The 20,652-nt window shown below is 35.6% G+C and carries 15 protein-coding genes and 1 CRISPR repeat array; of the genes, 9 read left to right on the top strand and 6 right to left on the bottom strand.

Going from position 1 to position 20,652, the window contains the following annotated elements; all coding sequences use genetic code 11:
* Positions 1-1,663: direct repeats of the CRISPR family, unit length 47 nt; unit sequence GTTGTGAATTGCTTTCAAAAATTATTATCTTCGTGATTAGTCACAGC.
* 57 nt (positions 1,664-1,720) lie between these two features.
* Genes cas2 through cas9 form a run of 3 tightly spaced genes read right to left on the bottom strand, consistent with a single transcriptional unit; the run spans position 1,721 to position 7,149 of the window.
* Positions 1,721-2,059: a CRISPR-associated endonuclease Cas2 gene (cas2, locus tag AC27VX_RS21860; protein ID WP_045497873.1), complete on the bottom strand. Its 339-nt coding sequence runs from the start codon at positions 2,057-2,059 to the stop codon at positions 1,721-1,723.
* The gene (gene cas1, locus AC27VX_RS21855) at positions 2,056-2,949 is read right to left on the bottom strand and encodes a type II CRISPR-associated endonuclease Cas1 (protein WP_488697952.1); all 894 of its coding nucleotides are present in this window, start codon (positions 2,947-2,949) and stop codon (positions 2,056-2,058) included. Before cas1 ends, cas2 begins: the two co-directional genes overlap by 4 nt.
* A 12-nt stretch (positions 2,950-2,961) precedes the next feature.
* Positions 2,962-7,149 carry a type II CRISPR RNA-guided endonuclease Cas9 gene (gene cas9, locus AC27VX_RS21850; RefSeq protein WP_488697950.1) on the bottom strand — a complete coding sequence of 1,396 codons (4,188 nt, stop codon included), beginning with the start codon at positions 7,147-7,149 and terminating at the stop codon, positions 2,962-2,964.
* A gap of 211 nt (positions 7,150-7,360) precedes the next feature.
* Here cas9 and AC27VX_RS21845 point away from each other — a divergent pair, with 211 nt between their 5' ends.
* The 3 genes from AC27VX_RS21845 to AC27VX_RS21835 are packed head-to-tail and all read left to right on the top strand — an operon-like array spanning position 7,361 to position 10,752.
* On the top strand, positions 7,361-9,484 hold the full coding sequence (locus AC27VX_RS21845; protein WP_488697948.1) for a Tex family protein: 2,124 nt from the start codon (positions 7,361-7,363) through the stop codon (positions 9,482-9,484).
* 48 nt (positions 9,485-9,532) lie between these two features.
* Positions 9,533-10,183: an HAD family hydrolase gene (locus tag AC27VX_RS21840; RefSeq protein WP_488697947.1), complete on the top strand. Its 651-nt coding sequence runs from the start codon at positions 9,533-9,535 to the stop codon at positions 10,181-10,183.
* Positions 10,183-10,752, top strand: a complete 570-nt coding sequence (locus AC27VX_RS21835; RefSeq protein WP_488697945.1) for an RDD family protein — start codon at positions 10,183-10,185, stop codon at positions 10,750-10,752. The genes AC27VX_RS21840 and AC27VX_RS21835 overlap by 1 nt, the downstream gene beginning before the upstream one ends.
* 61 nt (positions 10,753-10,813) lie before the next feature.
* On the opposite strand, the gene AC27VX_RS21830 is transcribed toward AC27VX_RS21835, so the two are convergent.
* Both AC27VX_RS21830 and AC27VX_RS21825 read right to left on the bottom strand, forming a co-directional pair.
* Entirely contained in the window at positions 10,814-12,385 is a 1,572-nt protein-coding gene (locus tag AC27VX_RS21830; protein WP_236854692.1) for a M20/M25/M40 family metallo-hydrolase, read from the bottom strand.
* Positions 12,386-12,726: 341 nt separating this feature from the next.
* The gene (locus AC27VX_RS21825) at positions 12,727-12,903 is read right to left on the bottom strand and encodes a histone H1 (RefSeq protein WP_236854693.1); all 177 of its coding nucleotides are present in this window, start codon (positions 12,901-12,903) and stop codon (positions 12,727-12,729) included.
* Positions 12,904-13,210: 307 nt separating this feature from the next.
* On the opposite strand from AC27VX_RS21825, the gene AC27VX_RS21820 reads away from it, so the two are divergent.
* Positions 13,211-14,695, top strand: a complete 1,485-nt coding sequence (locus AC27VX_RS21820) for a M1 family aminopeptidase (RefSeq protein WP_488697942.1) — start codon at positions 13,211-13,213, stop codon at positions 14,693-14,695.
* A gap of 37 nt (positions 14,696-14,732) precedes the next feature.
* Here the strand turns inward: AC27VX_RS21820 and AC27VX_RS21815 are convergent, their stop codons facing one another.
* Positions 14,733-16,148: an aminotransferase-like domain-containing protein gene (locus AC27VX_RS21815; protein ID WP_236854695.1), complete on the bottom strand. Its 1,416-nt coding sequence runs from the start codon at positions 16,146-16,148 to the stop codon at positions 14,733-14,735.
* Between the two features lie 116 nt (positions 16,149-16,264).
* Here AC27VX_RS21815 and AC27VX_RS21810 point away from each other — a divergent pair, with 116 nt between their 5' ends.
* From AC27VX_RS21810 to AC27VX_RS21790, 5 genes are all read left to right on the top strand, one after another.
* On the top strand, positions 16,265-16,780 hold the full coding sequence (locus tag AC27VX_RS21810; RefSeq protein ID WP_236854696.1) for a hypothetical protein: 516 nt from the start codon (positions 16,265-16,267) through the stop codon (positions 16,778-16,780).
* 101 nt (positions 16,781-16,881) lie between these two features.
* On the top strand, positions 16,882-17,793 hold the full coding sequence (locus tag AC27VX_RS21805) for a helix-turn-helix domain-containing protein (protein ID WP_236854697.1): 912 nt from the start codon (positions 16,882-16,884) through the stop codon (positions 17,791-17,793).
* 95 nt (positions 17,794-17,888) lie between these two features.
* Positions 17,889-19,094, top strand: coding sequence for an MFS transporter (locus tag AC27VX_RS21800; RefSeq protein ID WP_488697939.1), 1,206 nt, complete (start codon positions 17,889-17,891; stop codon positions 19,092-19,094).
* Positions 19,095-19,282: 188 nt separating this feature from the next.
* Complete coding sequence (locus AC27VX_RS21795; RefSeq protein ID WP_300690504.1) at positions 19,283-19,741, top strand: MarR family winged helix-turn-helix transcriptional regulator; 459 nt, start codon at positions 19,283-19,285, stop codon at positions 19,739-19,741.
* Between the two features lie 13 nt (positions 19,742-19,754).
* Positions 19,755-20,603, top strand: a complete 849-nt coding sequence (locus tag AC27VX_RS21790) for a universal stress protein (protein ID WP_488697937.1) — start codon at positions 19,755-19,757, stop codon at positions 20,601-20,603.
* The last annotated feature ends 49 nt before the right edge of the window (positions 20,604-20,652 follow it).

Raw genomic sequence — 20,652 nt, 5'->3', positions numbered from 1 at the left:
GTTGTGAATTGCTTTCAAAAATTATTATCTTCGTGATTAGTCACAGCCAACATTAAAGATCAAAAACCGACAACATTGTTGTGAATTGCTTTCAAAAATTATTATCTTCGTGATTAGTCACAGCCAGACTTTATCTTATGCTGCTGTAGCAGCTGTTGTGAATTGCTTTCAAAAATTATTATCTTCGTGATTAGTCACAGCGATATGTCTTTAACAGAAGATATCGCCATAGTTGTGAATTGCTTTCAAAAATTATTATCTTCGTGATTAGTCACAGCGTTTCAAAAAAGTATTATTCAGTGGAAATAGTTGTGAATTGCTTTCAAAAATTATTATCTTCGTGATTAGTCACAGCTGATGCGAAAGGCGAACTTCGCCCGATGTAGTTGTGAATTGCTTTCAAAAATTATTATCTTCGTGATTAGTCACAGCCAATGACATGAATTATCTTCGTTGCCGCACGTTGTGAATTGCTTTCAAAAATTATTATCTTCGTGATTAGTCACAGCGACTGAAGGTTTAAGAACTGAGGCCCGACAGTTGTGAATTGCTTTCAAAAATTATTATCTTCGTGATTAGTCACAGCGCAATATTTTTTTAAACAACAATTATGGAAGTTGTGAATTGCTTTCAAAAATTATTATCTTCGTGATTAGTCACAGCTTTGAAGGTTGTCTTTTCCCAACGGTGAGAGTTGTGAATTGCTTTCAAAAATTATTATCTTCGTGATTAGTCACAGCGAGACAGAATAATCGATACGACGCGTTAGAGTTGTGAATTGCTTTCAAAAATTATTATCTTCGTGATTAGTCACAGCTTATAGACGGCCCGTACATTAAGGAAAATAGTTGTGAATTGCTTTCAAAAATTATTATCTTCGTGATTAGTCACAGCCTGTCGGTCAGTATACTGGGCTAAAAGACAGTTGTGAATTGCTTTCAAAAATTATTATCTTCGTGATTAGTCACAGCAATATGATTGTTACATAAAGACTCTCTATCGTTGTGAATTGCTTTCAAAAATTATTATCTTCGTGATTAGTCACAGCTTTTTGCCTATTCTCATCGTCTCTGTCGTTGTTGTGAATTGCTTTCAAAAATTATTATCTTCGTGATTAGTCACAGCCAAAAGATGATAAGCAATATATCCGGCAGAGTTGTGAATTGCTTTCAAAAATTATTATCTTCGTGATTAGTCACAGCTGAATCTAATTAGAGGTGCAGCTGCAGATAGTTGTGAATTGCTTTCAAAAATTATTATCTTCGTGATTAGTCACAGCAGAATGCAGGGGGGCAATATATACAACCGCGTTGTGAATTGCTTTCAAAAATTATTATCTTCGTGATTAGTCACAGCATGGACTATAACCTCTTATGGCTCGACTTAGTTGTGAATTGCTTTCAAAAATTATTATCTTCGTGATTAGTCACAGCTATAATGGATAACATAAAAACATTTAGGTTGTTGTGAATTGCTTTCAAAAATTATTATCTTCGTGATTAGTCACAGCAAAGCTTGTAAAGATAAGGAGGAAGCTATCGTTGTGAATTGCTTTCAAAAATTATTATCTTCGTGATTAGTCACAGCCAAACTTATAAAAGATCATGAGTTCATTAGTTGTGAATTGCTTTCAAAAATTATTATCTTCGTGATTAGTCACAGCCTCAAAAAACAATCTACTGAAAATCAGCAGATTGTTTTTGTTTTTAGGATTTGAAATTTAGAATAATTCAAGCTGTTGGAAGGTGGGAGGCGGTTCTTCTTTATTTCTGGCAAAGAATATTTCAATATCTCCAAACTGTTTGTCTGTAATGCACATAATGGCCACTTTTCCTGCTTTTGGAAGCATCAACTTCACTCTTTTAATATGAACTTCAGCATTTTCACGACTGGGACAGTGTCTTACATACATTGAAAACTGGAATAATGTAAAACCATCATCAAGCAAAGATTTACGAAAGCGGTTGGCATCTTTCATATTGGCTTTAGTCTCTGTCGGCAAATCATATAATACTAAAACCCACATAATTCGGTAAGCATTAAACCTTTCGGCATTCATATCAGTTCAGGATAAGAGATCAGTCGTTTTTCTCCTGTATAACATTTATACAGTGATGTAGTGGTTGTTTTTACAGCAACCAATAATGGCCTGGTTTTATCGTCTATTTTTACATCTTTGGTGGCAATCTGTAAAATAAAAGCTTTAAATTCTTTAGTTAATTCTTCAGTTTCAGGATTAACTGCCAGCCATTGCATCACCAATAAATCGACAAAAGGACGATAAGGTTCCATAAGGTCATCGGCAAGACAGTAAGGGTTGTATTTATTTTTATGAAAAATTCCGAGAACAGGAAGCAATCCGGTCTCCACAATTGCTCTTGCCACAATACTTCTGAGAACCGAATACCCGAAATTGAAAAACTGATTGGGTGAATCTCCAAAACGCTGTCTCAAAAAATCAAGACTGATAAGATACTTCCAGTAATGCTGTGCCGCAATACCTTCCATATTAGTAATATCACCGCTTTTCACGTTATTCTGATAATCAACCATTGGTTCGTGATAATTTCCTAAACGTTTTAAAACTTCTTTTTGGTTTTCAATTTTACATTCAACGGTTTGTTTCCAAAGTTGCTTTTTAAGGGGCTCACTGGCATCCAGCTGATCTTTGATCCGGTCAGAATGTTCAGTATGTCCATACAGCGGAAGCATAATTCCGTGGGGTAAATGATGTCCATCGCAACTGACCACTACCACATTGTTCCCCATCATTTTCTGAATCAACTGATGTGAGATCGTAATCTGAAAATGATCCAACATCAGCAACCCCAAATCTTCCACCGAAACTTTACCTTTCGTTTCTTGAGTGGTAGGCTCTAAAATATACATTTGCTCATCTTTGAGTTTAAGATAAGCGGGATTGCCAATGTAGATGGAACGGGTGATCATAATTCAAAATATTTAATATTCTCCGACTTGGACTATTTTTCCTAGATGGTTCAATCTCACTTTTAAAATGTTTCCAATCCCATTTAAACCCTCTCTTTTCCAGGTAATCCCTTTTAATGAAGAATTATCTTCAACATTTGTTTCTAAATGATGTCTAAAGAAATAGTCTTTAATTGTAAATTTCTGCACTCTAAAAATATTCTTAGAAATCAAGTTTAAATTCTTTTCATCAAATAAATCTATTTCTGTTGGATTAAAACTTTCTGATGGAAATAAAAACATTTCATTCTGCTTCATTGTGAAAAGAAACTTCCAACCTAAATCGGTATTATATTCTTTGTCAATAATAGAAAGTCCTTGATTGACTCTTTCAACAACTTCATAAAAACTTACCACTCTTTCTTGTAAACTTCCAACTGCATCTTCATAAATAGCAACATGATGGTTATTCCCTGTACTTACAAAATCTACAGGTATTTTATTACCGTTTTCATCAAGCATTTCTTGTCCAAAATGATCTTTTTTATAATGCAATGCTTCTGCATTATTAATTGCTGTAATTGTAACCGTTTTTATAACAATTCCTTTAGACTCATTTAGCCAAATCGGCTTTTTTTCTAAATCGGAAAATGCTTCTTTGGCATTGCCGTTAAATTCATGTAACCGATTTATTAATATTTCTCTTATACCTTTATCTATAATTTTTTCTAAATTTTTATAATCTTTAAAATTATCAGGATTTACAGCTTTTCTTATTGTATAGTTTTTTTCATACCAAGCTAAAGTTAAGCTTTCAGGGAGTTGCTCAGTTTTTTCTTCATTGAGATAAATTGGTTTTTTTATCAACACATTTTTTCCGGTGAATGCTTTTTTAGGATCTCCGTCAAACTCTTTCAGTCTTTCTAATAACGCAGTCCTATATTTCGCATTTTGAACCTTTTTAATGACATCTAAATCGAATTTCCCTGATACCTTTTCTTCTTTAGTTTTAAGAAACCTTGAACTTCCGTAGATTGTTTCTTTATGTAATTGACCTCTTGGTGTCAATACAATTTTAGAAACAACACCATTCTTTTTCTTGGTCTTATTAATATTTTTGGTGACTACTTTATTTTTTGTTTTGTGAGAAATTAATATTTCCTCCAAACATTTTTTAGCTTCTAACCGGAAATTCCTAATGGGTAATTTGAACTTTCTTTCCTTTGAACCATTTTTCTTTTCTATAACTTCGGTAATTATATTTTCAATAGCAAAAATGTTATGATGCTCTTTATGCTTTTCATCTTTTCTAGCATTCAGGTAATTTAAATATTGAATGTGATTATGCGTTGTAAAAGCTACTGTCAAAGCATCTATAGCATGATGGCGATGGTCATTTCTCTTTGTCCAATCCAGGATTCTTTCTTTCTGTTCTCCTTTGGAATTTATAATTAATTCTGTTAAACCTAATTTTCTGTATTTTTCAAGATTAAGTTCTTTCATTATATTTATAAGATTCCAATCTTCTCGTAATTTATCAGTAATTCTTCCTGATGTTGGAACTACAGAATTGGTAATTTCAAATAAAATCTCTTTAGCTTTTTTTGCAATATATTGTGTATCACGTAAATCTCTTTCTATGAAGCCTTCTCCAATTTCAAAGCCTTTTTTCTGCAGTTTCTCAAATTTAGCCTTAGAAATAGCTCCTTTATCAAATAATTCTCCAATAATATTCAGAAATTTTTCCAGTTTTTCTTTTCCTTCAATTTCTAGATAGTCAAATGCTGTGGAATTTCCTTTCTTCAAATTAGCACCTCTTGGAACGAGAACTTTATTCGAAAAGCTATCATCAAAAAATCGAGATTGTGGAATGATATGGTCAACATCATATTTATCCGTAAAAAGCTCTTCTCTTTTAATTAGAATATCGGTATACAAATCTTTGAAGAGATTTTTCTCCAGTTCCAAATACAACTTGTATCGAATAATATCATTTCTTGAAGGCGATTTTATCCCAAATTCTTTCTGTAAAACCTCCGCATACTTCTGATGAAGCAAGGTTGCTTTATTTATTTCAGAAGTCATTTCTTCTCTCTCCCTCGCATTTTTTTTGAGTTCTCTTGCTAATTCTATTCTTATTTCATCTGGTTTTCCATATTCTTTGATGATTTCGTTCACCAGATTTATCATTTGGTTCAGAATTTTCTCAACTACAGGATTTCTTAGTGAGTTTTTTGGAAGAATTTCTAATTTTTCCTTCAAAGTTCTGTTTGCTAATTCTTCTTTTGTAAATGAATTCTTAGAGTGATTATATCCTGCCAAATTACACGCATCACTGTATTTATGCTCTTTGATATAAGTAAAAATATTCCTCATAGCTTTCGAACTCAAACTGCCGTAATCCTGAGAAAAGCCTATTTCAGCTAAAATTTTGGAATGTTCTTTCTTAAAATTAAATTTTCTCTTTAAAAGTTCATAAAGTTTTTCGTTTCCGGACGCAGAATCATCGCCTTCGTAAGAATACAATAAATGCCATAACTGATAGGATTTCTGATTTTCAAAATCTTTTCCACTCAGCTCCGGATTAAAATCTAAAATGGAGGCATGAATACCTAAATTTAAAAAGTTTTCTTTGACAAATTCTTTTACTTTATCCGCAGAACAATTGATCTTTGAAACTTTAATGTCGGAATCAAGACTGATTTTAAAATCTTTAGGAAAATTAATTCCCTCATTAGCAAGAATTTTTAGATAAGCATTATAAAGACTTTCATTGGTTCGATTTCCTTCTATATTCTTAAAATTTGTTTTCCATTCTTTACTAGAATAGCCAAGTAAATCTAAAACTTCTTTTGCAGAAAGATTTCCTTTTATATTAACTTCATTGAAAATGGATTCTTTTATTTCTAAGTCAAATGGGAATAATTCTTTTGTCTCAATATTTTGAAACATTAAATTATTAAGAACCTGCCAAATTTTAAATTCCTGAAATAATAGAGAAGATTTGGGTGTAACCTTTAAACCAACTATTTTATTTTTGATTTTTCCATTTTCTTTAATTTCAATCTCTCTATTTTCAAATTCACAAATACTAATCAACCCTTTCTGAGATTTCAATTTTCTTTGATAAAAAATAATAACATCTCGAATTTCAACTTTTAATTTCTCAGTTAACTCAGGATGATACCGAGATTGTGTTTCCCATATTTTTTCAAATTCATCCAAATAATCCTGTCTGTAAAAAACCTGATTTTTAAGTTTCGTATGCGAAGTTGCTCGAAGTTGCTGATATAAATATTCGCCAATTGTTTGATGATTAAAATAAAGTTCTTTACTTCTATCACTGATTGCTCCAAGATATCCACTGGAATTATTCAGATTACTGTTAATTTCCTGAAAAACGACTGCTAAACTTTCAAAATCCAGTTGATTTTTAAAAGCTTTGCTTCTCCACAGATATTTTTCTATCTTTTTTTCCTGTGCTGTTCCCGTCTGCTTGATACCAACAAGAGAAAACGGCTCCTTTAAAATTGCCCAGGTTGCATTTTTATTTTTCCCCTGTAATTCTTTATATAGTTCATCATTCAATATTTCTGAATAAAACTGTTTTTGAAAATTCCATACTCTATCCAACTCATATTGTAAATCTGAACGGTAGAAATCCGGCAACTGCTTTTTGCCTTCTTGTAAAAGTTGGTAAGAATATTCTCCGGGAGTCAGATTTTCTTCATATAATTTCTTAGCAACAGCCATTCCATCAATAATCTGTCCTTCATCTTCATTTTTTGCTTTTCTACTACTTTTATAACCTCTTTTTTTGTTAATCAAGAGAAGAACTCTTGCAAAATCAGACAGATTTACTCTTTCTTTCGCTGATTTTGCTCTTAATTCCTGTGTTTGAAAAGTAGAATTTTTACCAATTTCTGTAAGTAAGTCTACTTCTTTCAGAATATTGGCTTTATTTAGAATGTCTAGTAGGTTAGCCCTTCGCAGCTTAAACCTTTGCAGGTTTCTTCTTGCACTTCTCGCTAAAGTTCTACCTGCATTCGTTGTGATAGGCTTTCCTTTCTCAAAATTAATTTGCTCATCAACTGTTAAAGGATTCACCCGAACGCCAAGTTTAATAATTTTATTATTCTCGGGGTTTTCAATGTCTTCCTGAACAAAAGCCCACCCAATTGAAGAAACACCTATATCTAACCCAAGTATATTTTTTGTCATCTTGAATAGTTTTTAATAAAAATAGAAATAAAAGAATCATTCGAATTATGGATTTCCATAATTATCTTAAAGTTTTTTTATTCTATATTTGCAATAATAATTTTGAAAAGCAATTCACAATAAGGATTATTCCGTTGTGAAAACATTCAAGGCGGGGCAACTCGCCTTTTTTCGTTTTAAAATCTTATTTTAGCTATCCGAAAAAAGAACAATGACGACCGTAGAATTTATACAGAAGCAGCTTAATATTTCTGAGAAGAGCATCAACAATACTTTACAATTACTGGCAGAAGACTGCACAATCCCTTTTATTGCCCGTTACCGAAAGGATAAAACCGGAAATCTGGATGAAGTTCAAATTGAACAGATCTCCAAAATCAGCAAACAGTTTGAAGAGATTGTTAAAAGAAAAGAATCTATTTTAAAATCTATAGAAGAACAGGGCTCATTGTCTCCTGAACTCCAGCAAAGAATTAAAGAAAGCTTTGATATTACTGAACTGGAAGACTTATATCTGCCATTCAAAAAACGCAGAAAAACCAAAGCAGATACTGCTAAAGAAAAAGGACTGGAGCCTTTAGCAAAGATTATTATGAGCCAGAGGAATGATGACATTCAGCTTCTGGCTTCCAAATACCTAAATAACAATGTTGCCTCCGAAGAGGAAGCCCTTCAGGGTGCAAGAGACATTATGGCGGAATGGATCAATGAAAATATGTATGTGCGTAAACACCTCCGTCGTCTGTTCCAACGAAAAGCAGTAGTTACTTCTAAAGTTGTGAAAGCTAAAAAAGACGAAGAAGATGCACAGAAATTCTCCCAATATTTCGAATGGGAAGAAAATCTTAACAGAACACCTTCCCACAGACTTCTGGCCATGCTGAGAGCTGAAGCTGAAGGTTTTGTAAAAACAAATGTCGGAATTGACAAAGACGAAGCTCTTGACTTCATCGAAAAAGCAATTATCAAATCCAATAATGAAAGCTCTGAACAGATTGTACTGGCAATAAAAGACAGTTATAAAAGACTTTTAGAGCCGGCGATCTCCAATGAAGCTCTTCAGGAAGCAAAAGAAAAAGCTGATCAGAAGGCAATAGAGATTTTTTCTGAAAATTTAAGTCAGTTACTCTTAGCTCCGCCTTTGGGAGAGAAGAGGATTTTAGCAATTGACCCTGGGTATAGAAGTGGATGCAAAGTGGTATGTATAGACGAGAAAGGAGACCTGCTCCATAACGAAACCCTCTACCCTCATGCTCCGCAAAACGAAAGCGGAATGGCGATGAAAAAAATCCGTTCTATGGTTAATGCCTATAATATTGAAGCAATCTCTATTGGGAACGGAACGGCAAGTCGTGAAACAGAGTTTTTCATTAAAAAAATAGCTTTTGACAAGCCATTACAGGTTTTTGTAGTTTCAGAAGCCGGAGCATCAGTGTATTCTGCAAGTAAAATTGCAAGAGAGGAATTCCCGACTTATGATGTAACGGTACGTGGTGCCGTTTCAATCGGAAGAAGATTAGCCGATCCTTTGGCAGAACTGGTGAAAATAGATGCCAAATCAATCGGCGTAGGACAATATCAACATGATGTAGACCAGATCCAGCTTAAAAGTGAACTTGATTCAACGGTAATGAAGTGTGTCAACTCAGTAGGAATCAATTTAAATACAGCCAGCAAATCATTATTAAGCTACGTTTCAGGGATCGGAGAAAAAATGGCAGAAAACATCGTCAATTACCGGGCTGAAAATGGGGCTTTTGAGGATAGAAAACAGCTTAAAAAAGTTCCAAGGCTTGGGGAAAAAGCTTATCAGCAGGCAGCGGCATTTGTGAGGATTACTAATGCTAAAAATCCACTGGACAATTCAGCAGTGCATCCGGAAGCTTATGGAATTGTTGAAAAGATGGCTAAGGACTTAGGTATTAAGACCAATGAACTGATTGCCAGTAAGGAGAAGATAGCTTTAGTAAAGCCGGAAAATTATATCACAGAAGAAACTGGAATTTTAGGAATAAAAGACATTTTGAAAGAGCTTGAAAAACCAGGGCTGGATCCGAGGAAAGCAGCTAAAGTGTTTGAGTTTGATCCGAACGTCAAGAGTATTAAAGACTTAAAAGCGGGCATGATTTTACCCGGAATCGTCAATAATATTACCGCATTTGGGTGTTTTGTGGATCTGGGAATTAAAGAAAGCGGGCTGGTTCATATTTCTCAGCTGAAAGAAGGTTTTGTATCGGATGTCAACGAGGTAGTAAAACTGCATCAGCACGTTCGTGTGAAGGTAACAGAAGTAGATGAAGCGAGAAAGAGAGTTCAGCTGAGCATGATCCTCTAGTCTCCATAATATAATCATACACATCAATCAAAATATAAACACTGCATTTTGAAGTATAAAAATTTAATTTTCGACCTAGATGGAACTCTGTGGGATCCACGGGCTACCATTATAGGAATATGGAATGATGTTTTACATCAGCACCAGCTTATTGAAAAAGATCTGAAGCCCGAAGATATGGATCAGTATATGGGGCTTCTGGCAAAAGATATTATCAAAGATATAGTATCGGGTATTTCAGATCAGCAGGCTGAGAACATTCTGGCTGAAATTGTAAGCCATGAAAACAAAATTCTGCGTACCCGCGGCGGGATTTTATATGAAGGTGTTGAAGAGACCCTGAAAGATCTGACCCAACATTATAATCTGTTTATTGTAAGTAACTGTCAGGACGGTTATATCGAAGGATTTTTAGACTATTATAAGTTCAATCATCTCTTTGTTGATTTTGAATCTCACGGCCGGACTCAAAAGCCTAAAGCAGAAAATATACAACTGCTCATGGAAAGAAACCATTTATCTGTTGAAAATGCAGTATACATAGGTGATACGCAGACAGATCACGACTCCTCTTCTGCTAATGGTCTGCTTTTTATTTTCTGTAAATATGGTTTCGGGAAACTGTTGAACGCTTCATATGAACCTTCCATCTTAAAGTTTTCAGACCTGCAAACCTGTCTTAAGGCTATTACAAAATAATGAAAATATCTGAGCTTAAAGAAAGAAGAATCATTCACAGACCTACCCGATATTTTGATGAGTCGGGGAAGAGGATTTATAATGAGTTTGAATATGATTTCTCTTATAATCCGATCCACAAAGGCAGTGAAAGGGAAAGACTTTTCGCCAAGGTGATTGATATGCTACCGTTTTTGCTGATCTTTTATTTTCTTTTTCATCTGCCTGCCATTGTATGCCTCTTTATTTCTATTCCCTGTGTTATTATTTCAGGTACCTTTTGTGAATGGTATTTTGGAACAACTTTGGGGAAGAAAGTTTTCAGACTTGCCGTACTTGATGACCGGGGAAATTATCCTGGATTTATAAAATCACTGCAAAGAAACGTATTGTGCCTCATTAATTTCTGGCCGGTCTTTACGGATTATATTCCACCTGTCCACCATACCTGGGAAGCGGAATCCACTCAAATGAATTTCAGTATGAATCTCAACAATAAGATCTGTAAAACTCATGTCATTAAGAAAGAAAAAATAAAAGAAATAAAAGAACTGCTTCATCAGGCCAGTCTTTTGATAAAAAATACATGATGATTTTCAATCTCACTGAATGGTATAAAAAATGCGACTTAGTTGATAAGTCGCATTATTCTTATTTATAATCTTTCGAACTTCTTCTCGGTTCCTTTGCCTCCGGCCATTGTATGGTTTCTCCTTTTTCATCCTTTGGCATTACTCTTTTTTCCCTGTTGCTGAACTCAGGATCTTCAGATGCCATATACGCCAGTGCAGCTGTTAAAACAACATTATTTTTAACCTCATCAAAAACAATCTTATCATATGTATCTTTTGTCGTATGCCATGTATAACCGAAGTATCCCCAGTTCAAAGATCCTAAAGAAATTCCGGGCACTCCGGCGGCAACAAATGATGCGTGATCAGATCCTCCACCTCCAGGCATTCCGGGAAAATCTGTTTTGATCTGGCTTCTTACTGCTTTTGGTGCACCATCAAGCCATCTTCCTACATAGTCGTATGCTTTTACAAATCCCTGCCCGCTGATATTCACAACACGTCCTGTTCCGTTATCCTGATTAAAAGCTGCCTGCACTCCTTTTATAATCTGAGGATTATCTGCCACAAATCCTCTGGAACCGTTTAATCCCTGTTCTTCACTTCCCCAAAGCCCTATAACGATTGTCCGTTTATTGTTTGGGTAGTATTTTTTAAGGATTCTCATGGTTTCAAGCATGGTAAGCGTTCCTGTTCCATTATCTGTAGCTCCCTGAGCACCATCCCATGAATCAAGGTGGGCGGAAAGAATGACATACTCATCAGGCTTTTCCTTCCCTTTAATCATACCAATTGTATTAAAGTTTTTCGCTTCAGGAAGTATTTTGGACTGAGCATCGATTTTAATTTTAGGCTGAGCTCCTTTTTCTGCCATTCTGTAAAGCATTCCATAGTCTTCCACATCAATATCAATCATTGGGATTTTGGAAGTTTTTGCTCCAAAAATTCTGTTAGCTCCCATAATTCCCGTCCAGTTTGAAATAGCGATTCCTGCCGCTCCGGCTTTTTCTAAAGCTTCCGGAAGGGTATTATTATCATAACCAATATTTTTCACATATGCTGTAAAGTCTTTGGCAGCCTGTTCCTTTTCTGCTTTCAGCTTGTCATAGAGCTCAGGGGTTGCAAATTCCTTGATCTGCTCATCAGAACGTCCTATTTTCTGATATTGCGCAATCAGTACGATTTTCCCTTTGGCGGAAGGAAGCCAGTTGTCAAACTCTGCTTTGGAAGATACTTTAGGAAGAATGATGACCTCCGCTTCAATTGCTTTTTTCGTAGCAGGACTCCATGCCAGTTGTGTTGCAGACAAAGACTTTACACGCGGATAGATCATATCCACATGAGTAATCCCCCTCTGCCATCCTTTCCAGGTTCCGAACTGCTGAAGGTTAGCATCTATCCCCCATGAACGCAGCTTTCCTGCACTCCACTCATTGGCAGCCAGCATTTCCGGTGTTCCCACAAGGCGCGGGCCTATACCGTCCAGCAGTTCATAAGCCATGTTTTCCAGTTGCGAATTGTTATTTACCTCATCTACAAAACTTTTCACGATTGGGTCAAGTTTTTCTTTTGGGTCTACTTTTACCTGAGCCCATGAAAACTGAGCAGCCAGCATTACTGCAGGCACTGCAAAAAATCTATTTATCCTCATAGTATATATTGATTGCTTTAAAGATAAAGGAATTTAGGGAAATGATGAAGAAATGAGTATGAAAAAGTTCCTGTACAAAGATATTCTGAGTCTTTTTTGTTCTTTTAACAGCAATTAACAATACTCACTGAGTCTAATTGTGGTAAAAACACCGGAATCAAATATTTTTCTCTCAGAACAATTTCTTTTAAAGCTGTATTTTAGAATAACCTGAAAAGGGAAAGGTTATGAATAAAGGAAGAAAACCACTTACAGGCGCTGGAAGCTTTTTCTAATTCCCCATCAGAAAGGAAATTCAGGGAATAAAAAAGCCGGCTCATGAAAGCCGGCGAGGGAACGAATTATTTTTTAGCTTCGTCTACAGAAACTTTTCTAAATTCTTTGAACAATTTGCTAAGTTCTAAAGCTGCTTTACGAGCTCTTGTACCTGCTGCTTTGTTTCCTTTTTCTGCTTGCTGGTTTGCCTCAGTTGAGAACGCTTCAAATTCTGCGTTGATTTTTTCAATTAGTTCTTTCATTTATTTAAAAATTTAGGCTGCAAATATAGGTTTTATGGCGATTCCAGCCTAACCGCAGTGAAAAAAAATTGTGCAAAATCACTATTTTTTTCACTTTCACGAACATACAAGCACGTTTTTACAAGTTTTACTGGTTAAAACCGCTTAAACAAAACGTTTTAACACCTATCTTTAAAGATATGAACTTCATTTTTTCAAATTAAAAAGAAATCAGAAATCACTGAAATACTATATTTATAACGCCAAAATAAACTGATAGATCTGTACTATTGATTTTTTATTTTATATTTGAAAAAACGCATAACCTATGTTCAGAAAATTATTCATCTTTGCCTTTATATGGCCTCTATTTGTTTACTCGCAAGATAAGATTAGTTATAAAGTTTTTTATAATAAAGATCTTGAACAAAACGGCTTAAAAGTTCAGGTGGATTACACTCTTCAGAAACCATCAGATACTCTTTCCTTCTTCTATGCTAATAAAAATTGGGGGGAAAATAACCTATTCAATGCCTTGTCCATATCTAAAGAAGATAATCCTAATATTACTTTTGAGATTCTGCCGGAAAAAAATAAAATAAAGGTTAACATGAACAAAGGAGAGAAAATCTCTCTTATTTACCATATCAAACAGGACTTTAAGGATCCAGGCTATAAAACATTCAACCGCCCTAGAATCAATAATACCTTCTTTCATGTCTTAGGAAAAAATCTTTTTATCGTTCCAAGATCATTTACCAGAATACCTGAAGATCGGGAGTTTGAATTCTTTATTGAGTGGGTTGATTTCCCTCCGAAGTTTAAACTTCATAATAACTTTGTTACCCAGATCCGGAAGCAGAGAATTAAAACTTCCCTTTGGGAAGGATTTTATAATTCACTATTCATCGGCGGTGATTACAGATTCCATTCTTTTAAGATCAAAAATAAGCCGGTTTATTTTGTACTAAGAGACCAATGGCAAAATGGATTTACTGATGATTTTTTATTTTTAAATCTCAAAAAAGCCATACAATCTCAGAGGGACTTCTGGGAAGATTACGACCAGGATTATTTTACAGTAATGATGACACCTACCGTTTCACAGAAAGATACCCTATTCAAGGGATATAGCACTAAAGGTTCTGCTCTTAAAAATGCATTTATGATTCAGGGCACCAATAATCCTTTTAACAGTAAGAATTCTTTTCTCTATCTGATGCATCATGAACTGATGCATGAGTGGATTGGCAATAAAATTCAAAATAAACATGAAGAACTGAATTATTGGTTCAGTGAAGGTTTTACAGATTATTACACCTATAAAAACAGGCTCCGAATAAAGGATATTTCTATGGACGAATGGCTGAAATTGTTCAACAGTGAAGTCATTAAAAATTACTGGAACAATCCACAGCGAAATATGCCAAATTACAGGATAAAAGACGATTTCTGGAAAAGCGGTGATGTGGAGAAGATTCCCTACCGCCGGGGAGCTATTTTTGCTTTTTGGCTGGATAATCAGATCATGCTGAAAACACATTCGAAAAAGTCATTAGACGATCTCATGAGAGAACTCCTAAAGGTATGTACAGAAAAGAATGTAAAATTTACGGATGAATTATTTTTGGATCTTGCTCAAAAATATCTGAGCATGGATATCTCTTATTTCTTTCAGAAACACATCATTAGTGGAGAAAACATTGATCTTCTTAAGGAAAAATGGATCGATGGTTTTGAATTTAAAATGATGGATGGTATTCCACAGCTGGAAATTGATGAATGCAAGAATATAAAATATAGTATTGATTAAAAAATAAGGTTCTTTACAGTCTGTTCTTGATGGCTTATTAATTTTCATCTTCAAAGAATAGACTGCCAGCACTTTCCAATAAGAGCAAGCTTTCTGAGGTAATTCTCTCAGCGAAAACAATCCGGAAATGATGGCTGTATCTGTTGGTAAAAGAGAATGTCTCTCCCGGGGTAAAAAGTATTCTGTTATTTTTACAATATTCATAAAATTTCTTCATCTCCACACTCTCCGGCATTTGTCCCCAAATGCTGTACCCACCCTGTGGCTTATGAAAATAGGAACCTTCCGGAAAGGATTTTCTCAGGGTTTCCAAAACCAGAACGGCCTGCTCATTTAGCTTCCTGCGGAACGAACGCAAGTGACGTTCATAGCTGCTACCCTCCAAAAGTTTAAGAACCAGCTCCTGATAGATTGGAGAAACGGATCTTCCTAAAGCAAATCTCGCTCTTTCGGCTTTCGAATAAAACCTGCCTGCATACAACCATCCCAGCCGGATACCGGGTGCCAGTGTCTTTGAAAATGATGAATACGTCATTACCAGTCCTTCCCTATCAAAACTTTTTATACAACGCGGCCTTTTCTCCCCAAAATAAAGGTCGGAATACATATCATTTTCTATAATACACATCTGATACCTTTCTGCAATATGCAGTATTTCTTTTTTAACCTCATCGCTCATCATTATACCGGTAGGATTATGAAAATTCGGAGTGACAATCAATGCGCGGATATCATTTTCAGCACAAGCATTCCTGAAATATTCCGTATCGAAACCCTCTCTGTAATGTACCGGAATTTCAATCACTTTAAGATCCAGATTGGTGATCACTTCCAGCACAGAAAAAACACAGGGACTGTCTACAGCAACTATATCTCCGGCTTTGGTTACAGACTTTAATGCAATGGTAAGTGCCTGAAGCGCTCCATCAGTAATAATAAGCTCATCAGGATTAAACAGACATCCATACTCCCCCATTTGTTTTGCAATATCCTGTCTTAAAAGTTCGAGCCCACTGGAAGGATAATACCGGAGAAGTGCTGCCCCTTTTTCACGGATTACTTCCTGCATTGTCCTCAGAATGAGCTTTTGAGGAATTAATAAGTCCGCCGGCACTGCATTATTGAAAGAACTTGATTCTGAAGCCCTTCTTGAAGTCAGTGCTATATTTTTCATAAACACCTCGTCTCTTACTGCCGGCGGAAGTTTGACTCTGGTCTCGGGGATGTATTCTTCTCCTGTATCTGCAACAAAATACCCGGAACGCGGAATGCTTACAATCAAACCTTTAATCATGAGATACTCAAAGCCGCTCTGAACCGAACTGGTGCTCAGTTTATACTTTTTTTTAATTTCCCGGATCGAAGGAAGCCGGTCTTTTCTCTGCAAAATTCCGTTGCGGATCTCCTCTTCAATAGCCGTTGTGAAAATTTCATATTTATAGGTCTTCATCATAATTAGTCAAACTGTACCGGACAAATTTACAAAAACAAATATCTGTACCGATTATATTTTAATAAACTGTACCCTTTTTGAATGGTTTAATCTTATAATTTTGAATAAAAAAAATAATGGATATCATTTCAAAATTTACAATTGGGTCTGAAGAGGGAATTTCTGATCTTATAGCCATCATTGATTCTTCAGTGTATGCCCTTCATAAAGATTATGTTTCTGAAGAAAACATTAAAAATTACATCCATAAAGAAATTGATCCAAGAAAGATGATCAATGAACTGAATGATCTTTCCAACCAGCTAATTATGACCTATGCAGATCAGAAGCCAATTGGTTACAGTATTGTTAAAAGTGGTTCTGTATACCCCGGTTTAGCGGGAGGTAAAAGGTCTACAGAAATCAGTTTCGTGATTCTTCCTGAGTTTGATTCTCCGGAAACAAGACAGTCTCTTTGGAAAAAGTGCAGGTCTGCAGTGAGTTTCGCAGATGTTATCTGGATCAATATGCTGGCTCATGATCCACTTCTGGAGTTTTTAAAAGAATCAGGTTTCAAAGCAGCTGCAGAGGTTAATGCAGGACCTTTTCAACTGCCTTCCCACATCATGGAAATGGAGATCAGTAAAAATTAAAAGGGTTCATCAGCAGATCAGGGCAGATTGATATAAAAACGGATCAGGTAAATCTGAATACAAAAGATTTACCTATCTTTGATTTTTATAATTTATTCACAATGAGTGATCAGCTGGAAACGATAGAGGATTATTACAACCGTATCCGTAAGAATCAGATCAGAGTATTTGATTCTGATGATTTTGAAACAGGTAAGTCTCATTTTAACATTTCTATGCGGAAGTACTGCAGCTTCAAGAGCCCCTACAACCGCCGGGATTACTATAAAGTGAGTTTCATTATCGGAAAAGGCACCTTTCAGTATGGTCCGCACCGATTGTATATTGACCGTCCGGTTCTCTTTTTCCCTTCCCCCAACATTCCTTATTCCTGGGAATGCGAAGGTGAGCAGGAAGGCTATTTTTGCTTATTCAACCAGGAGTTTTTCCATGGAAATTCTGAATTCAATTTGTTTAAAAAAACCTCTTTGTTTAAGGAATGGAGCAAACCTATTGTTTTCCTTACCGACGAGCAGACTTTACTGGCTACTTTATATTTTGAGCAGATGTATAAACTGAATAATTCTACCTATCCTTTCCGTTGCAGCAGTATCAAAAACCACCTGGCATCTGTTTTACACCTGGCTTTGGAAAACCGGGTAGATGACATTAACCCGAATGAGCTTCCTGCCAATGTAAGATTGTACAAAGTTTTTGATGAGCTGCTGAATAAGCAGTTTCCGCTGGATTCTCCTGCTTATCCGCTGTCCTTAAGAACACCGTCTGATTTTGCACAGCAGCTTAATGTGCATGTGAACCATCTGAACTCATCAGTGAAGTCAGTGACTAATCTTACCACAACACAAATCATTAAAGAAAGGATGTTTGAAGAGTCTAAAAATCTCCTGAAGTATACCAACTGGGATATTTCAGAAATAGGATATACTTTAGGCTTTGAGCAGCCCTCCCATTTTAATAATTTTTTTAAAAAACACGCACAGACTTCACCTCTGAAATTCAAAAATTCCTTTTAAAATTCAAATATTTGAATTTTGTAATTTTTACTTTGTCTTTTAAAACTGATTTCAGTATTTCTTATCTTATTTTTGCAGGGTAAAAAAGAATGAATATGTTGAGAGAAGCATCTGAGCAGCGCATCAGATTAATAACCATTATGGCGTTTGTTTCCATCCCGCTTTCCGGGTTTGTGACAGATATTTACCTGCCATCCTTTCCGTCTATGGCCAGAGAGCTTTCGGTATCGGAAAAAGACATTCAGATCACGCTTACTTCTTATCTGCTGAGTTATGGAATTTCCCAGCTTTTTGTAGGAGGTATTCTGGACAGTATAGGACGTTACCGTCCCAAATTAATTGCCTTATTCCTGCTCGTCATCAGCAGCCTTTTAATCACGATGACGAATAGTATTCTGCTGATCTGTCTGCTCCGTATTCTTCAGGGAGCTGCGGTTTCTGTACTGGTGGTTGCCACCCGTGCTATTTTTGTAGATATTTATGATTCGGAAAGGGTAAAACATTATCTGAGTTATTTCACTATCGTATGGTCCTGTGGTCCTATCCTTGCTCCTTTTCTCGGAGGTTATCTTGAAAAGCTTTTCAACTGGCATGCGAATTTTTATTTCCTTGCTTTCTATGCCGGATTCCTGTTTTTGTTTGAGTGGTTTTTCAGTGGTGAAAGTCTGCCGGAGAAAAAGAAGCTTAATCTTTCAGAAAATATCAGCCTGTATAAGATGATGCTTAAAAACAAGATTTTTATGCTGGGTATTTTCATTTTGGGGTTAAGTTATTCTATTGTGATGTTATTTAATATTACCGGGCCTTTTATCATTGAAAATACATTTCATTTTACGCCGGTAGTTATCGGATACTGTACTCTTATCTTAGGATTTTCATGGATGATAGGCGGTTTTATAGGAAAAAGGAGGCTTACATTAGACTTTCAGCCCAGAATTCTACAGCCTATTCTATTGCAGATGTTCCTGATTGCGTGTTTAATTGGCATCAGCTACTTCGCAGAAAGCCTTTTCATTCTGATTCCTTTTGCCTTTTTCATCCATATATGTTCCGGAATTTTGTTTACTTCGTTTTTTACGTCAAGTATGCTTTATTTCCCTAAAAATGCAGGAACAGCAGGTGGACTGATGGGAGGACTGGTATATGTTATTACGTCTGTTACCAGTTTTATTATTTCCGTAACGGGAACGGTCACCGAGCAGAAAGGGTTATCCTGGCGCTATCTGATTATTGCCGGTTTACTTTTCGGAATCATACTGATTATGAATCAAGTTGTAAAAAAAGAAAAAGCAGAGAATTAATCTCTGTTTTTTTTGTGCTGCTATTCTAAATCTGAGTCGTGAATAAACCCTACCCACTGTCATATAATATTTTATGATTAATTAGTTTTAATTAAAACTAATTTTTCTTATATTTGTTATAATGGGATGGAGACATAAAATCTTTTTCAGATTTGAATGCAGTTTGGTTTATCATTATTTTTAAAAGTATGCCTGTAAAGCAAAACAATATTTCTGAACTTGCTCTTGAGCTGGGGATGGCAATGAGTGAAATGAAAAGCCGTTTGAGACAAAAGATTCAGGCGACTATTAATGATTATGATCCCGATCTTTCTTTTGAACTTATTGAAATTCTGGGACTGCTTTCCCGCAATAACGGCATCAATCAGCAGGAAATAGGAAACAAGGTAAGCAAAGATAAATCAAGCATCACCTACCTTATCAACAGTCTGGTAAAAAGAGATCTTGTTGAAAGGGTAGCTTACAAAAATGACAGGAGGAATAATCAGATTTTTCTTACTCCAAAAGGAAAAAATGCTGTGGAGACGATTTATCCCTGGGCATTAGACCTTTATAAAAAGGCAGCCGGCGACCTCTGTGAAGATGAAATAGGCCAGGCACTTCTCCTTGTAAAAAAAATGACAGCAAACCTGGAAAACCAGGATTAAAACTTAATATAATATGAGAACAATCCTTGTACCCATTGATTTTACATCAACTACAGAAAATGCGGTAAGAACAGCTGCAGATTGGGCAAAACAATATGAATACCAAAATATTATTCTTTTAAAAACAGCCGGAGAATCTGAATTTGATTATCTGCACATTGCTGAAGGGCATTCATTTGTGAATGAAGAAAGTGTCAACAATTTACTTGAAAAAACGGAGCAATTATTTGATCAGCTCCATGCAATTATCACAGAAAAATCACCTGATATAAAAGTTTCCAGAGTATTAAGCGACTGGGCTCTTACCCGAAGCATCAATGAGGTTCTAAAGAATCAGCCATCTGTAGAACTGATTATTCTGGGAAGTGATGACAGTACTTCTTCTACGGAGAGTTTTGTTTCTGATAACATTATCAGCATTGCAAGAACAAGCCCTGTAAAAACGTTGATTGTTCCTAACAGCTATAGATACAGTGCCGTAAAAAATATATTTATTCCCTGTGATCTGAAGGGTGTCAAAAGACTGGAAAGGTTGTTTCATCATAAGCCTATTATTCATCAGAAGGATGTCCGTTTATTGTTTCTAAATATCAATACCAGTGAAAAAGAAGATATCAGTGATGATAAGAAAAGAGAACTGGAAGAATATATTCAACAGCATTTAACAGAAATTCCGAGCACTATTCATTATTCTCATGATAAAGACATCATCAACGGAATTCTTACTTTTGCGTCTTCAAATGACACTGACCTTATCATTGCTTTACCGGGCAAACACAGCTTCCTGTATTACCTGGCCAGCAGAAGTATTTCTGAAGGAATTTACCAAAACACCAACCAGCCGGTTTTAATCTTAAAATAATACAAGGGTTTTCAATCTTTTTAACTTAAGGAAGTTTATTCTTTCATTT

This window comes from Chryseobacterium sp. 14P4.3.2 (genome assembly GCF_057799275.1).
This window is presented reverse-complemented; position numbering and strand designations above follow the sequence as displayed.

Excerpts from the sequence above, each read along its gene's own strand:
- cas2 (WP_045497873.1), bottom strand. The coding sequence starts at position 2,059 with ATGAATGCCGAAAGGTTTAATGCTTACCGAATTATGTGGGTTTTAGTA.
- cas1 (WP_488697952.1), bottom strand. The coding sequence starts at position 2,949 with ATGATCACCCGTTCCATCTACATTGGCAATCCCGCTTATCTTAAACTC.
- cas9 (WP_488697950.1), bottom strand. The coding sequence starts at position 7,149 with ATGACAAAAAATATACTTGGGTTAGATATAGGTGTTTCTTCAATTGGG.
- AC27VX_RS21845 (WP_488697948.1), top strand. The coding sequence starts at position 7,361 with ATGACGACCGTAGAATTTATACAGAAGCAGCTTAATATTTCTGAGAAG.
- AC27VX_RS21835 (WP_488697945.1), top strand. The coding sequence starts at position 10,183 with ATGAAAATATCTGAGCTTAAAGAAAGAAGAATCATTCACAGACCTACC.
- AC27VX_RS21830 (WP_236854692.1), bottom strand. The coding sequence starts at position 12,385 with ATGAGGATAAATAGATTTTTTGCAGTGCCTGCAGTAATGCTGGCTGCT.
- AC27VX_RS21825 (WP_236854693.1), bottom strand. The coding sequence starts at position 12,903 with ATGAAAGAACTAATTGAAAAAATCAACGCAGAATTTGAAGCGTTCTCA.
- AC27VX_RS21820 (WP_488697942.1), top strand. The coding sequence starts at position 13,211 with ATGTTCAGAAAATTATTCATCTTTGCCTTTATATGGCCTCTATTTGTT.
- AC27VX_RS21815 (WP_236854695.1), bottom strand. The coding sequence starts at position 16,148 with ATGATGAAGACCTATAAATATGAAATTTTCACAACGGCTATTGAAGAG.
- AC27VX_RS21810 (WP_236854696.1), top strand. The coding sequence starts at position 16,265 with ATGGATATCATTTCAAAATTTACAATTGGGTCTGAAGAGGGAATTTCT.
- AC27VX_RS21805 (WP_236854697.1), top strand. The coding sequence starts at position 16,882 with ATGAGTGATCAGCTGGAAACGATAGAGGATTATTACAACCGTATCCGT.
- AC27VX_RS21800 (WP_488697939.1), top strand. The coding sequence starts at position 17,889 with ATGTTGAGAGAAGCATCTGAGCAGCGCATCAGATTAATAACCATTATG.
- AC27VX_RS21795 (WP_300690504.1), top strand. The coding sequence starts at position 19,283 with ATGCCTGTAAAGCAAAACAATATTTCTGAACTTGCTCTTGAGCTGGGG.
- AC27VX_RS21790 (WP_488697937.1), top strand. The coding sequence starts at position 19,755 with ATGAGAACAATCCTTGTACCCATTGATTTTACATCAACTACAGAAAAT.